Below are 13,308 nucleotides of genomic sequence, written 5' to 3'. Positions count from 1 at the left end.
AATCCATTCCGAATGCGCGCATCCCAGCGCTCGACGAGTGACGATGAGTTTGTTCGTCTCTTCGGCGTGGGTGCTTTGGAGGTCATCAAGTCCTTCGATGACCCTTGGAACGGTCTCGTCTTTCTTCGAAGTGCACCTGGTGGCGGAAAGACTACGTTTCTGCGTATTCTTACGCCGCGTCCGCTGAAGCTCACTGACAACCTCGCTGATCAGCACCAGCAGGTGAAGGCGACGCGCGACGCGCTGAGGGAGGTGGGCGCCATCGGTCGCGACGGACCGAAATTGCTTGGTGCGATGGTCGTCTTCACCAGTGAGTACAAGGAACTGAGTGCCTTTGACCGCGGCAATATACTCTTTCGAGAGCTATTGAATTCTCGAATTGTGGTCGCGACACTCAGGTCGGTGCTGGAACGAGCGGAACGTCAATTTCCCGACGATCTTGACCAATACAGCTTCGAATGGGAGCCGGAATCAGACGCGACTATTCCGGGCCGCGCTACAGGAAAGGAGCTTTTTACCTGGGCGTCGCGCATCGAACGAGATTTCTACGATCGAATGGACGATCTCGGTTCGCCTGCGTCGATAAAAGGTGGGCACGCGCGCTTGGACGGGCTCAAGTGGTTTGCGCATGTTCGCATAAGCGACGCGCAGGGTGATATGGACGTCAAGCGCGTCCTTCTCATGGACGAACTCCAGACACTGGCTCCTCCACAGCGTGCAAGCCTGATTGAATTCATAACCAATGCGCGGGAGCAGTGCGGAGTATGGATCGCTGAAAGGCTAGAGGCTCTTACGCATAAGGATCTGCTCTCCGAGGGCGCGCTTCGCAAACGAGATTACGAGAACGTCGTGCAACTGGAAGAACGTTGGTCTGGAACAAGAACCAAGTCCTATACCAAATTTGTGGAAACGATCGCCAATCTTCGGGCGGCCAAGGCTGATGGTTTCGAAGGGCGCGAGCTGTTTCCGCTCATTGGTGAAACCGACGACATACCGAGCTTGGAGACCGCTCTCACTGGCCGTACGGCGGAGATCGAGGCCGAAGTTGTTAAGATGGCCGGCGTTGGCCCTCGTTATTCGAATTGGCTTGCCAATGCTCGCGGGCTAAGCGGCAACCTTCTCGAACGCGCCTTCAAATGGCAGTTGCTCAAAATTCTGGTCATAAGAGATACGAGACGAACCCAGACAAGCTTCGATTTCGATTCATTGACATTGGATGAGTTCGGAGCACGATCAGGCAGCGGCACGGACCGAGCAGCAGAACACTTTCTGCGAACAGATGTGGGAGCGCCAATCTATTTCGGCCGTGAGTCTTTGAGCGCCGTATCATCCTCCAATGTGGACCAGTATCTGGAGGTGGCAGGCGCATTGTTTGAAGAAATCTCTGCGAAAATCCGGTTTCACCGAGATCAGCCGGTGCCACTCACGGCAGCGCGACAGGACGCACTGATCCGGGGCGTTGCGAAGGATCGGTGGGACGGGCTTCCGCGCCGCCTTCCGCGTGGTGTCGAGGCGCGCCGCCTGCTCGAAGCAATCGGCGAATACTGCCGCCAACAGACTTTCAGAAGCAGCGCCCCCTACGCACCCGGCGTCACCGGAATTGCGATCACGATGGACGATCGAAAACTGATAATTGACAGCGAGGACGCTGAAATCTCGCATTTTATTCGACTTCGAGACGTCATGACGTCTCTCGTGTCGCATAACCTACTGATGCCACGTCTCGACCATAGAAATAATGGTCGGGAATATGTCGTGTTCTATCTGAACCGTCTTCTCTGCGTACATTTTGGCCTGCCACTTGGTTACGGCGGCTGGAGACATCAAACACTGAAGAGCTTGCTTCACTGGCAAGAAGCAGGAGCGAAGGCAATCGCCGTGGCCGAGGAGGCAACTCTTGTCTAGTCCGAGCCCGGCAATGCGATGGGATCCCTACTCCCTCACACTCGACTCCGATTTCACCATGTTCTGGCGACGGCGCTTGTCGGCCAAGAAGCGTAAGGTCCTTCTCGTGATTGGTCGCGGTTTCGACGTCAGAACTCTTGAAACTGCTCGACGCTTGCATGCCCTGGACGCCGATATATCGGTCTGGCAGTTGGTGTTCGACAACGGATTGGGCGACAGCCCGAAGCGATCGGAACTCACGGCGACCAACCACGAAGGACTCTTGAAACTCGTTCCCGCGGAAAAGATCGTTGCAGTGCCGATCGAGATTGGAGGCCCCGTAGGCGCTGCTGTAACTCCACGAAATACCAAAGCTTCATTGGACAGAGCGGGAGATTGTCGCGACTTTGACGATGTCATTGTCGACATCAGCGCTATGCCGCGCATGGTGGCACTTACCGCTGTCAGCGTTCTTCTCTTCAAACTTGATAAGCTGGCCGAAGCCAACGGCCCAAGCGTAAATCTTCACGTGACCACATCCGAGAGTGTTTCTGCGGATCTCGGCGCGGCAAAAGGCAGTCTCAGGGACAGCGTAACCTTCGTCCTTGGCTTCTCCGGACATCTTGAAGAGCAGACTACTCAGAATTGGCCGCGGGTGTGGTTTCCTGTTTTGGGTGAGGGTCAGCGTGACCGACTGCATCTCATACAAGACCATGTGAACCCGGATGAGATTTGCCCGGTTATCCCTTTTCCTACGAGAAAGCCACGGCGAGGGGACGAGGTGGTTGGTGAGCACCGTGACACTCTGTTCGACGACTTCAAGGTGGAGCCGGCAAACATCTTGCTAGCAAGCGAATACAATCCGTTCGAGGCTTACCGCCAAATATTTACGGCCATGGAACGATACAAAAAAGCTCTCAAACCTATGGGTGGCTGTAAGCTGTTTGTGTCGCCTCTCTCATCAAAGCTGCTTTCGATTGGCGTGTTGCTCGCGTGTTATGATCATAAGTTTGGAAAGGGCTCTAGCGACCGCTTTGACGTAGGCATCCCCTATGTCGAGACAGCTGTATATGGAGATCCCGAGCAAAATGCTGAAACTGCCGATTTTGAACTTCACTCGTTGTGGATACGCGGGGAATGGGAGGAGCCGATTCCAGCCACCGCGTCGGCAGCAGTGACGGCGGCAACATAACACCGAATGATGATCATGCTGGCCCGTTGGAGGCTGAACCACCGGAATGGCTGGTTACTCGTTTTCGCCTTTCGAAAGTCGCCGTTCCGGTCTCGGCCCCAAACCAGCCACGTTCGTCACGGTTAATCGACCCTTCTTGTGGGCCGACGAGACGCCGCGGAGGGAATACTAGTCCTCCTCCTGGTCCTTAGGTTCGCCAGACCATACGAGAGAATACGAAGGAAATGTGTGGCGAACCAGACGCTAAAATATTGATTTAATGTGGAAAACGATGACCATCCGGTTCTGTCACATTGGTCGCCCACTTTCGGTTTTTCGATGGGGTTCAGTGTGATTTTCGGAGGTTGGAGATTTGTCTCGGCGTTTGGTCGACCGTCGATGTTGGATTCAACGTAGATCTCGCGACGGCGTATGGACGGTGGATTTGCCGTGTCCCCCAATCGAGATTACCCCCGCGTCTTTGCTCTCGAGTTCATCCAGATAATCGGCCCACCATTGCATCATCTTGATGCGCTCTTCCCAGTGCTCCGCCCGGGCGTAGGCCCGACGAACGTCGTTGCTCTCAATGTGGGCCAGCTGCCGTTCTATGGCGTCCGGATGCCACTTTCCACATTCGTTTAGCAGAGTTGATGCCGTTGCTCGAAAACCATGCGCGGTAGCTTCTTCTTTGCCGTAGCCCATACGGCGCAAGGCAGCGTTAAGCGTGTTGTCAGAAATCGGACGCGAACGCGACCGAACACTGGGAAACACCAGTGCTCCACCATCAGAGATTTCTCTAAGTGAGGTCAGGACGCTGACGGCCTGTCTGGAAAGAGGTACGCGGTGCGGCCGTCGCATCTTCATGCGTCCTTCAGGGATGCTCCACACTGCGCTTTCGAAATCGAACTCGTCCCATTCGGCCGCGCGCAGCTCGCCGGGGCGGGGAAACAGCAGGGCCATCAGCTTCAGAGCGGCTCGGGTGGTAGGCTGTCCGTCAAATGCATTAATCGCCCTCAGCAAGCCTCCCAAGGCCTTAGGATCGGTAACTGCGGCACGCGGGGTGACCGTCGGACCGACCAGTGCGCCCCTCAGGGCGATCGTCGGATCTACATCGGCGCGTGCGGTTGCGATTGCATATCGAAACACGCTGCCGATGGTGGAGCGCAGTCGCCTTGCCGACTCGTATCGACCGCGAACCTCCACGCTGCGGAGAGCGACAAGAATTGTGGCCGGATCGATCTCCCGAACGCTTTTGTTCCCAAACGTTGGATAGGCAAAGTCGAGCAACCATTTGACCTTGGTGATGGTCCGGTCGGCACGTCCCTCCTTCTTCAGCTTGTCGACATAGTCCTCCGCGATTGAGCGAAAGGTGTCCTCCGCCGAAGCCTTTTGCGACTTACGCTCCTGTGCGGGGTCGATGCCACGTAGGAGGAGACGTTTGGCGGCATCGCGCGCCTCGCGTGCCTCAGCGAGGGAGATGAGGGGATAGCTGCCCAACGCCAGAAGCTTCTGTTTGCCGCCAAAACGATAGGCGAGGCGCCATAGGCGAGATCCGGTAGGCTGCACCCAAAGCTGGAGCCCGCCACCGTCAGACAATTTTACGAGCTTAGAAATGGGTCGGGCATTTCGGCATTTTACGTCGGAAAGGGCCATTTTCGGGACCTCCATTTGGCTGCAGCGATACCATCAGCATCTCCAATACCACCGAAAATACCAGCCCCCCGCCTCGTTGGACCAACTGCGCCGAAATTCCACAAAACCCGACCATCCGCGCTTTGCGCGCCGAAATCAGTAAGGATTTCAGCTAGTTGCCGAGACAGAAGCGTAGAGGCTTCGGCGAAAGAGACTGTCGGGAGAAGAGGGGATGGTGCCCAGAGGCGGATTCGAACCACCGACACGCGGATTTTCAGTCCGCTGCTCTACCAACTGAGCTATCTGGGCCTGTTCCGGCTAACGAAAACTCGCGCTCCGGATTTCATGAAGGCACCGTGGGCGCCCCTTGAAAGCGCGTGGGTTATAGCATGGGAATCCGGCCTGTCCAGCGCCCAGATGTGGATTTCCCGCAGGAAAAGAAATGTCGCCCGATGGGTCGGTTTCCATGCCGTGCGCCCGCCTATCTGGCGCTTGGCAGCCCCTTGCGGAAGTCGGATGGGGTCATGCCGGCCAGCTTGCGGAAGGATTTGTTGAAGGCGCTGAGCGAGCCGAAGCCCGAGTCCATGGCGACCCGCAGCACATTGGCGTCCTGATGCATCAGAAGCGCCTGCGCGTAGCTCAGCCGCAACAGGTTGACGTATTCGTTGAGCGTCATGCCGGTTGATTTCTTGAACAGGCTCATGGCGTATTTGGGGTGGATATCGGCGGCGGCCGCTATGTTCATGCAATCGATCTCGTAGAGGAAATTTTCGGCGATGAAATCGCACATGCGCCCGACATTGCGTGAGGACTGCTGGTCGAAGGGGCTGCCCGCCTCCTGCCCGGCGGCGTTTTCCGGCACCAGCCGATAGGGCTCGAACCGCACCCGCTCCAGCCGCAGCAGGAGTTCGTTGACGGCATGCTCGGTCTTGGCCGGGTCGCCCGAACGGGCGTAGCGGTTCCAGCGGGCGAAATTGTCATTGTCGGATTGATCGGTGGCGCTGGTCACCAGCGTCGCGCCCGTCATCAGCCGGTGGCGTATATCCGCCGGCAGGTGCAGCCGGAAGAAATGCACCAGCGGCAGGTGCGCGCCGGCATAGACGGCGTCGTCGCTCAAATCGTCCATCTGGTGCGGCAGGCCGCCCCAGAACAGGCACATCTCGCCGGCCGAGAGCGAGATTTCGTGCTCGTTCATGCGGTAGTGGACGGAGCCGCGGACGATGAAATTCACCTCGACCTGGGCATGCCAATGCGGCTTCAGCATCACCAGCGGATTGGTGTGGAACATCTGCAACAGCAGCGGCAGGCCTTCCACACTGCTGGCACCAGGCTGGTAAAACGGCCGTTCGGGCATCTTACTTTCCGCCAATTTCGTATTCCCTTTGTCCGGGACAGGCCTTTGCCGGTGCCTAGTCTAGCCAGGCTCGCAGAGAGAGCAAATGAAATGGGAGGATTTCAATGCGCATCACACTGTCCTGCGCCGCGCTCGCGCTTGCCTTGGGCTCAGCCCCGGCCTTCGCGCAATCCGGCGAAATCACCATCTGGAGCTGGAACATCGCCGCCTCGTCGCTGAAGGCAACGGTTGCCGGTTTCAACAAGGTCCATCCCGACATCAAGGTCACGGTCCAGGATCTCGGCAACCAGCCGACCTATGACAAGTCGATCGCCGGGTGCGCGGCCGGCGGCGTCGGCCTGCCCGATATCGTGACCATCGAGAACGGCGAGGCCGAGAATTACTGGAGCCAGTTCCCCGACTGTTTCGTCGACCTGCACACGTTGGGCTACACAGCGGAAGACCAGAAGAAATTCCCCGATTTCAAGCGTACCGAACTCGAAGTCGGCGACAAGGCCTATGCCATGCCGTGGGATTCCGGCCCGGTCGCCGCCTTCTATCGCCGCGACTTCTATGAAAAGGCTGGCGTCGATCCGGCATCGATCAAGACCTGGGACGATTTCATCGCCGCCGGCAAGAAGATCCAGGCCGCCAATCCAGGGGTCTCGATGACCAATGCCGATTTCAACGGCGACAGTGAATTCTTCCGCATGATCTCCAACGAACAGGGCTGCGCCTATTTCGCCGAGGACGGCCAGTCGATCACGGTCAACCAGCCCAAATGCGTCGACGCCATGACCAAGGTCAAGGAGATGAAGGACGCGGGCATCGTCTCGTCGGCCGACTGGGGCACCAAGATCACCAACAACACCGCCGGAACCGTCGCCACCCAGGTCTATGGCGGCTGGTACGAAGGCACCATCCGCACCGAATCGGCCGGCGAAAACGGCAAATGGGGCGTCTACCTGATGCCGAGCCTGACCGCGGACGGGCCGCACGCCGCCAATCTCGGCGGTTCGTCGCTCGCCATCACCTCGGCGTCTAAGAACAAGGAAGCGGCCTACGAGTATTTGAAATACACGCTCGGCACCAATGAAGGCCAGATCACCATGCTGAAGGAGTTCGGCCTCGTCCCATCGCTGGTCTCGGCCCTGAACGACCCTTATGTCAGCCAGGGCCAGCCCTACTGGGGCGGCCAGGCGGTGTGGAAGGATATTCTGGGCACCTTGCCCAAGGTCGTTCCGAGCCGCGGCACGCAGTTCCAGAGCGATGCCGAGATCATCGTGCGCGCCGTGCAGACCAAATATCTCGCCGGCGGATATCCCGACGCCAAGGCGGCACTCGACGATGCCGCCAGCCAGATCGCCTCGGCGACTGGGCTGCCTGTCAAGTCCTGAACTCCCAGGACAGGGTCCGGGACGGCAGCTATGTCGTCCTGGACCCGCCGCTTGCACGCTTGCTTTCAACGCCAGGGATGAAGGAGGACAAAAGATGCGCGCACGCAATGCCACGGCCTATCGCTTCCTTACGCCCTATCTCCTGATCTTCGCCATCTTCTGGGTGTGGCCGATCATCTCCTCGTTCCTGATCTCGTTCCAGGCGACGCGCACCGTGCCGTGGCGCTTCGCGCCCGGTTTCAACTGGGGCCGGCTGATCGGCGACCCCGCCTTCTTCAACGCGCTGAAGAACACGCTGCTCATCCTCGTCATCCAGGTTCCGGTGATGATCGCGCTGGCCATGGTGATGGCGGTGCTTCTGAATTCGCCGCTGCTCAAGGCGCGCGGCCTCTACCGCTTCGCCTTCTTCGCCCCGGTGGTGGTCGGCGAGGTCGCTTATTCGGCGGTGTTCCGGCTGATGTTCAGCCTCGATTTCGGGATCGTCAACAAGCTGCTGAACAGCATCGGCCTGCCCAAGGTCGACTGGTTTTCCAATGTCACGCCGGCCATGGCGCTGATCATGATCGCGGTCACCTGGCGCTGGGCCGGCTACAACGCCATCATCCTGCTGGCCGGCATGCAGTCCATTCCCGAGGATGTCTACGAGGCAGCGACGCTCGACCGGGTAAGCAAGCTCAAGCAATTCTTCTACATCACCCTGCCGCTGTTGAAGCCGGTCATCGTCTTCTGCGCCGTGCTGTCGATCATCGGCACCATGCAATTGTTCACCGAGCCGTTCCTGATCACCGAGCGCGGCGGGCCGGGCGGCGGCACCGAGACGCTCGGTCTGCTGCTTTACCGCCAGGGCTTCCGCTCGCTCAATTTCGGCTATGCCTCTGCCGTCGCCTACACCATGGCCGGGCTGGCGATCGCCATCACGCTGGTGCAGCTATGGCTGACGAGGGAACCGAAATGAGTTCGCTCTCGTCGGCAAGACTGAAACGAAGCATCGCACTGCACCTCTTCCTGACGCCGCTGGCGCTGATCTGGTTGTTTCCGCTGTGGATGATGGTGGTGTTCTCGACCATGCCCGACAATGGCATATTCAGCCCGGGCATCGAACTGTTGCCGCGCGGCAATTTCATCGACAATTTCAACAATTTGCAGCGCGACACAGACTTCGTCGGCGCCATCGTCATCTCCGTTTGCGTGGCGGTGACCTACACCGTCTTGTCGGTGCTGTTGACCTCGATGGCCGGCTGGGCGCTGGCCCGCTACCAGTTCTTCGGCAAAAGCGTGGTCGTGGCCATCATCCTGGGCACCATCACGCTGCCCTATGCGGTGGTGCTGATCCCGCAATTCATCATGGTGGCGCGCGACTTCAAGCTTGCCAACACCTGGGTGGCGCTGATCGTGCCGCCGCTGTTCAATTCGCTGGGCGTGCTGTTCATGCGCCAGAGTTTTTCGATGATGCCGGACGATCTGTTCGATGCGGCCCGCGTCGAGGGCGTCAAGGAGTGGCGGATCTTCGTCTTCATCGCCTTGCCTCTGGCGCGGCCGATGCTGGCGGCGCTCTGCATCATCCTGTTCCTCGCCTCCTGGAATAATTATCTGTGGCCACTTCTGATCAACAGCCAGCCGGGTTCGATGACAGCACCCGTGGCGCTTGGCACGCTGATCGGCCTGACCAAAGTGTCGTGGGGCGGCATCATGGCGGGCGCGGTCATGCTGACCGTGCCGATGCTCGTCGTCTTCGTGCTCCTGCAGCGTCATTTCATCGCCGGCATCGCCGCCGGCGCGGTCAAGTAAGGGGCAGAATGGCAACCGTTATCCTCACCAATGTCGCCAAGCGCTTCGGCGCGTTCGAAGTCGTCCACGGCGCCAACATCGACATCGCCGACGGCGAGTTCGTCGTCTTCGTCGGCCCGTCGGGCTGCGGCAAGTCCACGCTGCTCAGGATGATCGCCGGGCTGGAGGACATCAGCGGCGGCGAGATCGCCATCGGCGGCAAGGTGGTCAACGATGTCGAGCCGGCCGACCGCGGCATCGCCATGGTGTTCCAGTCCTACGCGCTCTATCCGCATATGAGCGTCGAGCAGAATCTCTCCTTCGGGCTGCGCATGACCGGCAACCCCAAGGCCGACACCGAGCGGCGGGTGAAGCGCGCGGCCGAGATCCTGCGCATCAGCGAATTGATGGATCGTCGTCCGAAAAAACTTTCTGGTGGCCAGCGCCAGCGTGTCGCCATCGGCCGCGCCATCGTGCGCGAGCCGCAAGTGTTCCTGTTCGACGAGCCGCTCTCCAATCTCGATGCCGAACTGCGTGTCCAGATGCGGGTCGAGATTTCAAGGCTCCACAAGGAACTCGGCGCCACCATGGTCTATGTCACCCACGACCAGACCGAGGCGATGACGCTGGCCGACCGGATCGTCGTGCTGCGCGCCGGCCATATCGAGCAGATCGGCAGGCCGCTGGAGCTCTATGACAATCCCGACAATATGTTCGTGGCCGGCTTTGTCGGTTCGCCGAAGATGAATTTCATCAAGGCCCATATTGTCGGGCGTGATGAAAAAGGGGTCGTGGTCGAGCTGGCCGGCGAGGAGAAAACCCGCATCACGCAACCGTTGAAATGCGCAGGGCCTGAACTGGGTAGCAAAGTCATCGTCGGCGTGCGGCCGGAACATTTTGGCAGCGCCGGTGAAGGCGACGCCGACCTCACCGCCGCCATCGACGTGGTCGAGCACCTCGGCGGCACGAGCTTCCTCTATGCCCGAACGACCCATGGCGAGGATGTGGTGATCCAGCGCGACGCGGCAAAGATTCCCGACACCTCGGAGGTCACCGTTTCCATCCGCAAATCCTACCTGTTCGACGAAAAGGGGCTGCGGCTGCGCTGACCGGCCGCCCCTTTCCAAGCCCGCAAGGAGAATGACATGACTGCATCAACGCCCATTCGCTGGGGGATTCTTGGGCCGGGCGGCATCGCCAAGGCCTTTGCCGGCGGCGTCGCCGGTTCCCGCACCGGGAAACTGGTCGCCATCGGCGCGCGCAACCCCGGCAAGCCGGGTCTGGCCGAGAGCTTTCCCGGCGCCCGCATCCTCGACGGTTACGACGCTCTTCTCGCCGATCCGGAGATCGACGCGATCTATATCGCGGTGCCGCATCCCGGCCACGCGCAATGGGCGATCCGGGCGGCGGAAGCCGGAAAACATGTGCTTTGCGAAAAGCCGCTGGGGCTGACCGCGTTCGAGGCCGACGCCATGATGCATGCGGCGCGCAAGGCCGGCACCTTTCTCGGCGAAGCCTTCATGTACCGGCTGCATCCGCAGACGCTGCAACTGGTAGGCCTGGTCAAGTCCGGCGTCATCGGCGAGATCAGGATGATCAAGTCGAGCTTCGGCTTCGCCATGCCTGATTTCATGCCGGAGCACCGGCTCTACGCCAACGACCTCGCCGGCGGCGGCATCCTCGACGTCGGCGGCTATCCCGTGTCGATGGTGCGTCTCATTGCCGGCGCTGCCGCGGGAGAGCCATTCGCCGAACCCGACAAGGTGGTGGGCGCCGCCCACCTTGGCCAGTCCGGCGTCGACGAATGGGCCTCCGCTGTCCTGCATTTCCCCGGTGGCATCGTCGCCGAGGTTTCCTGCAGTATCTCGCTGAACCAGGACAACGTGCTGCGCATCTTCGGCACCAAGGGCCGCATCGAGGTGCCGGACTTCTGGTTCGCCGGCGGCGACCGCGATGTCGGCCTCGGCCGGATCGACGTGATCGGCGCCGACGGCGCGCAAGAGACCATCAGCGTCAACGAGAAGCGCCATGTCTATTCCTTCGAGGTCGATGCCGCCGGCGAGGCGATCCGCGCCGGGCGACAGGAATTCGCCTGGCCGGGCATGGGCTGGGCCGACAGCCTCGGCACCTTGCGCGTGCTAGACAGATGGCGCGCGGCGGTGGGGCTGGAGTATGAGATCGAGAAGGCCTCGCTGCGCACCAACACCATCTCCGGCCGACCTCTGCGGCCCGGCGGCACCGCGATCGGCAAGCGCACCATTCCGGGCCTGCCGAAACCGACCTCCGTGGTGGCGCTCGGCTTCGAGGATTTCCGCACCTTCTCCTCCGGGTCGATCCTGCTCGATGCCTTTTTCGAGGCTGGCGGCAATCTGTTCGACACCGGCTACGTCTATGGCGGCGGCTACACCGAGACGCTGCTCGGCCAATGGCTGAGAAACCGTGGCGTGCGCGAGCAGTCGGTGATCATCGCCAAAGGCGCGCACTCGCCGCTCTGCTATCCCGACGTGATCGCAAAGCAGCTTGCCCAGTCGCTCGACCGTCTGCAGACCGACCATGTCGACATCTATTTCATGCATCGCGACAATCCGGACGTGCCGGTCGGCGAGTTCGTCGACGCCATGGACGCGGAGGTCAAGGCCGGGCGTATTCGCGGTCCCTTCGGCGGCTCCAACTGGACGATGCAGCGCATGGACGAGGCCATTGCCTATGCCGAGCGCACTGGCAAGCAGAAGCCCGGCGCGCTCTCCAACAATTTTTCGCTGGCCGAAATGCTGGAGCCGATCTGGGCCGGCTGCATCACCTCCTCCACCGACGACTGGAAAGCCTGGCTGACATCCAGGCAGATGCCGAATTTCGCCTGGTCGAGCCAGGGACGCGGCTTCTTCACCGACCGCGCCGGGCGCGACAGGCTGGACAGCGAGGAACTGGTGCGGGTCTGGTACTCCGAGCGCAATTTCGGCCGCCGCGACCGGGCGATCGAACTCGCCGCCAGGCTGCGCAAGAGCCCGATCCATATTGCGCTGGCCTATGTCCTCAACCAGCCTTTCCCATCGGTCCCGTTGATCGGGCCGCGCACGCTGGGCGAACTGGACGACAGCCTGCGGGCGCTGGACATCGCGCTTTCGCCGGCCGAACTCGAGTGGCTGGACGGCGGCAGCCTGCACGCGGCCTGATTAGGTCTCAAGCGGCGTCAGGTCTCGTCGTCCGACACCTTGGCGCCGCGCCTGGCCGGCGTTCGCAAGCTGGCATACATGCCGGTGGTGCGGAACTGGCTGGGCGTCGTGCCGTAGAGGCGGCGAAAGACCTTCGAAAAATAATTCGCATCCTCGAACCCGCACAGGATGGCCACTTCCTTCACCGGCAGGAAATCGGCCTTGGTCAGCAATTTCGCCGCCCGCTGCAGCCGCTGCTGCAGCACGAACTCGGCGGGCGGCAGGCCTTCGCTCTCGGCGAAGCAGCGTGAGAAATGAGCCCGGCTCAGTCCGCTGATCTGGACAAGGTCCGCCACCGGCAGGGCTTTGTCGAGATTGGCGTTGATATGATCGATGACCGGCTGCATGGCACTCTGTTTTTCGGCAAAGGCGTGCGAGCCGAACACATCGTCGTAGAGCGCCATCGCCGCCTCGTAGGCGATCGCCGAAGCAGCGCCTGGAGTAGCGGCCCCTTTGATAAGACGCAGACTGCAATCGGCAAGATGATCGATCGTCGCCGACTGCAGCCGAAAGACCGGTCCCGACACGTCGAGGATCGACTTGTGGACGCGCAACGCCTCCTCGCCGTTCATCGAGATCCAGAAATATTCCCAGCGCTCGCCCCTGGCCAGCCAGTAGCGGTGGTTGTGCGGCACCAGCACCAGCAGCGTGTCGTTCGTCTGCAGGCGGTAATCGCGGTTTTCGTAGCGCAACCGGCCGGTACCGCCGATCGTATGCTGCAGGACGGTGAACGGTGTCTGACCGCGCTTTCGCCCGTCCCAGTCATAGGTCACGTCCTCGCGCACCTCATAGCCCGTGCTCGTCGGCATGGCATGCAGGCGCTGGCGGCCGCGCGGCAGCGAGACGGTCCGCATTGACTCTCCGTTGGCGATTAAATCCCGCAGCACAAAATTACCCCTGAAAGCATAATCC

At 60.5% G+C, this 13,308-nt stretch carries 10 protein-coding genes and 1 tRNA gene; 7 read left to right on the top strand and 4 right to left on the bottom strand.

Translation table 11 applies throughout. The features are described 5' to 3' along the window. Positions 1 to 12: 12 nt before the first annotated feature. Entirely contained in the window at positions 13 to 1,905 is a 1,893-nt protein-coding gene (locus tag LB557_RS19050; RefSeq protein ID WP_027033472.1) for a hypothetical protein, read from the top strand. A 76-nt stretch (positions 1,906 to 1,981) separates the two neighbouring features. Then, positions 1,982 to 3,076, top strand: a complete 1,095-nt coding sequence (locus LB557_RS19045; protein ID WP_152536311.1) for a hypothetical protein — start codon at positions 1,982 to 1,984, stop codon at positions 3,074 to 3,076. Between the two features lie 387 nt (positions 3,077 to 3,463). Here LB557_RS19045 and LB557_RS19040 read toward each other — a convergent pair whose 3' ends face one another. From LB557_RS19040 to LB557_RS19030, 3 genes are all read right to left on the bottom strand, one after another. Then, positions 3,464 to 4,708: a tyrosine-type recombinase/integrase gene (locus LB557_RS19040; protein ID WP_051371565.1), complete on the bottom strand. Its 1,245-nt coding sequence runs from the start codon at positions 4,706 to 4,708 to the stop codon at positions 3,464 to 3,466. A 212-nt stretch (positions 4,709 to 4,920) separates the two neighbouring features. Beyond that, positions 4,921 to 4,996, bottom strand: a tRNA-Phe gene (locus tag LB557_RS19035). Positions 4,997 to 5,168: 172 nt separating this feature from the next. Then, positions 5,169 to 6,041: a helix-turn-helix domain-containing protein gene (locus LB557_RS19030; RefSeq protein ID WP_224593732.1), complete on the bottom strand. Its 873-nt coding sequence runs from the start codon at positions 6,039 to 6,041 to the stop codon at positions 5,169 to 5,171. 104 nt (positions 6,042 to 6,145) lie between these two features. Here LB557_RS19030 and LB557_RS19025 point away from each other — a divergent pair, with 104 nt between their 5' ends. From LB557_RS19025 to LB557_RS19005, 5 genes are all read left to right on the top strand, one after another. After that, positions 6,146 to 7,417: an ABC transporter substrate-binding protein gene (locus tag LB557_RS19025; protein WP_140660714.1), complete on the top strand. Its 1,272-nt coding sequence runs from the start codon at positions 6,146 to 6,148 to the stop codon at positions 7,415 to 7,417. A gap of 94 nt (positions 7,418 to 7,511) precedes the next feature. Continuing rightward, the gene (locus tag LB557_RS19020) at positions 7,512 to 8,372 is read left to right on the top strand and encodes a carbohydrate ABC transporter permease (protein ID WP_140614692.1); all 861 of its coding nucleotides are present in this window, start codon (positions 7,512 to 7,514) and stop codon (positions 8,370 to 8,372) included. Next, a complete protein-coding gene (locus LB557_RS19015; RefSeq protein ID WP_224642772.1) occupies positions 8,369 to 9,205 on the top strand; it encodes a carbohydrate ABC transporter permease in 837 nt (278 codons plus the stop codon). The genes LB557_RS19020 and LB557_RS19015 overlap by 4 nt, the downstream gene beginning before the upstream one ends. 8 nt (positions 9,206 to 9,213) lie before the next feature. Then, positions 9,214 to 10,293 carry an ABC transporter ATP-binding protein gene (locus LB557_RS19010; protein WP_224642773.1) on the top strand — a complete coding sequence of 360 codons (1,080 nt, stop codon included), beginning with the start codon at positions 9,214 to 9,216 and terminating at the stop codon, positions 10,291 to 10,293. A gap of 36 nt (positions 10,294 to 10,329) precedes the next feature. Beyond that, positions 10,330 to 12,357, top strand: coding sequence for an aldo/keto reductase (locus tag LB557_RS19005; RefSeq protein ID WP_224642774.1), 2,028 nt, complete (start codon positions 10,330 to 10,332; stop codon positions 12,355 to 12,357). A gap of 17 nt (positions 12,358 to 12,374) precedes the next feature. On the opposite strand, the gene LB557_RS19000 is transcribed toward LB557_RS19005, so the two are convergent. Further along, on the bottom strand, positions 12,375 to 13,250 hold the full coding sequence (locus tag LB557_RS19000) for an AraC family transcriptional regulator (protein ID WP_224642775.1): 876 nt from the start codon (positions 13,248 to 13,250) through the stop codon (positions 12,375 to 12,377). Positions 13,251 to 13,308: the final 58 nt, after the last annotated feature.

This window comes from Mesorhizobium sp. BR115XR7A (assembly GCF_020165315.1).
Classification (GTDB): Bacteria; Pseudomonadota; Alphaproteobacteria; order Rhizobiales; family Rhizobiaceae; genus Mesorhizobium; species Mesorhizobium australicum.
The sequence above is the reverse complement of the archived record's forward strand: the minus strand, read 5'-3'. Positions and strand labels throughout refer to the sequence as shown.

What these genes read in the sequence shown, in the direction of transcription:
- LB557_RS19040 (WP_051371565.1), bottom strand. Translation starts at nt 4,708, where the DNA reads ATGGCCCTTTCCGACGTAAAATGCCGAAATGCCCGACCCATTTCTAAG.
- LB557_RS19010 (WP_224642773.1), top strand. Translation starts at nt 9,214, where the DNA reads ATGGCAACCGTTATCCTCACCAATGTCGCCAAGCGCTTCGGCGCGTTC.
- LB557_RS19005 (WP_224642774.1), top strand. Translation starts at nt 10,330, where the DNA reads ATGACTGCATCAACGCCCATTCGCTGGGGGATTCTTGGGCCGGGCGGC.
- LB557_RS19015 (WP_224642772.1), top strand. Translation starts at nt 8,369, where the DNA reads ATGAGTTCGCTCTCGTCGGCAAGACTGAAACGAAGCATCGCACTGCAC.
- LB557_RS19025 (WP_140660714.1), top strand. Translation starts at nt 6,146, where the DNA reads ATGCGCATCACACTGTCCTGCGCCGCGCTCGCGCTTGCCTTGGGCTCA.
- LB557_RS19050 (WP_027033472.1), top strand. Translation starts at nt 13, where the DNA reads ATGCGCGCATCCCAGCGCTCGACGAGTGACGATGAGTTTGTTCGTCTC.
- LB557_RS19030 (WP_224593732.1), bottom strand. Translation starts at nt 6,041, where the DNA reads ATGCCCGAACGGCCGTTTTACCAGCCTGGTGCCAGCAGTGTGGAAGGC.
- LB557_RS19000 (WP_224642775.1), bottom strand. Translation starts at nt 13,250, where the DNA reads ATGCGGACCGTCTCGCTGCCGCGCGGCCGCCAGCGCCTGCATGCCATG.
- LB557_RS19020 (WP_140614692.1), top strand. Translation starts at nt 7,512, where the DNA reads ATGCGCGCACGCAATGCCACGGCCTATCGCTTCCTTACGCCCTATCTC.